The organism is Terrisporobacter muris, assembly GCF_024621905.1.
In the GTDB taxonomy this organism is placed as follows: domain Bacteria; phylum Bacillota; class Clostridia; order Peptostreptococcales; family Peptostreptococcaceae; genus Terrisporobacter; species Terrisporobacter muris.
Genome location: NZ_JANKBY010000524.1, coordinates 1 through 1,593, shown reverse-complemented (window position 1 = coordinate 1,593; position 1,593 = coordinate 1). Strand labels below are relative to the sequence as shown.

The 1,593-nt window shown below is 26.4% G+C and carries 1 protein-coding gene; it reads left to right on the top strand.

Annotated elements, in window-relative coordinates; translation table 11 throughout:
- A partial coding sequence (gene cls, locus NSA58_RS19900) for a cardiolipin synthase (protein WP_330652618.1) occupies positions 1-1,533 on the top strand: 1,533 nt, incomplete at its 5' end.
- Positions 1,534-1,593: the final 60 nt, after the last annotated feature.

Below are 1,593 nucleotides of genomic sequence, written 5' to 3'. Positions count from 1 at the left end.
CGATCTTTATATAAAAATTCTATTCAAAGATTAATATTTTTCTTTTTAACTTTGGCAGTACAAATATATATTATTTTTTTAGTGATTTTAACGTGCAGAGAATATTTTTTATACTTTTATATAGCATCTTTAGTAATTGGATGTATCTTAGTAGTATATATATTAAATGGTAAAAGTAATCCGAGCTATAAAATTGCATGGATAGTACCAATACTAATACTGCCCATATTTGGAGGAACATTTTATCTTATTTATGGTGGAAATAAATTAAGTAAAAGAGAAAAGAAAAAGATGAAATCTCAAAATATAAAAATGAAATCATCATTAATTCAAGATTATGATGTATTAGAAAGATTGGGGAAACAAAACGAGCATGCTAAAAATCAATCTTCATATATATTGAATTATGCCAATTGTCCTATATATGAAAATACTTATAATGAATATTTATCTCCAGGAGAAGTTAAATTTGAAATATTAGTTAAAGAATTAAAAAAAGCAAAACATTTTATATTTCTAGAGTATTTCATTATTGAAGAAGGGATAATGTGGAATACAATTTTAGATATTTTAAAGGAAAAAGTTAAAGAAGGCGTAGATGTAAGAGTAATTTATGATGATGTTGGATGTGTAATGAAGTTACCTTATCGATATTCAGATGAATTAAAAAAATATGGTATTAAATGTAGAGTATTTAATCCGTTTGTACCCATATTTACCAATAGATTAAATAATAGAGATCATCGAAAAATAACAGTAATAGATGGATATGTGGGGTTTATGGGTGGCATTAATTTAGCTGACGAATATATAAATGCCTACGAAAAGTATGGTCATTGGAAGGATGCAGCCATATTAATCAAGGGAGATGCGGTATTTAATTTAACAGTAATGTTTTTAAGTATGTGGGATTTTATAAACAATACTGATGATGATTATTTAAATTATAAGCCAGAAAAATATACAAATGAGAAATATATAGGTAGAGGATATATACAGCCTTTTGATGATAGTCCACTAGTAAATGAACCTATTGGGGAAACTGTATATTTAAATCTAATAAATAAGGCAAAAAATTATATCTATATAAATACTCCTTATTTGATAATAGATAATGAAATGGCAACATCATTGAAAATAGCGGCGAAATCAGGTATAGATGTAAGAATTGTTACACCTCATATTCCTGATAAATGGTTTGTCCATGCAGTTACAAAGTCATATTATCACTCATTTATAAAGGATGGTATAAAAATTTATGAATATACACCAGGATTTATGCATTCTAAAACTTTTGTAGTTGATGATGAGTATGCGGTGGTAGGTAGTATAAATTTAGATTTCAGAAGTTTATATCTTCACTTTGAATGTGGTGCATGGTTATATAATACGGATAGTGTATTAAAAGTAAGAGATGATTTTGTAAAGACTTTAGAAAAGTGTCAAAAAATAAGTCTAAAAGAGTGTGAAGATATAAAATGGCCTGTTAAATTTGGTCGATTAATACTTCGCTTATTTTCACCATTATTATAAAGAAAAATCTTCCTTGATACTATAGAAGGAAGATTTTTTATTGCTTTGATTCAAGATTAT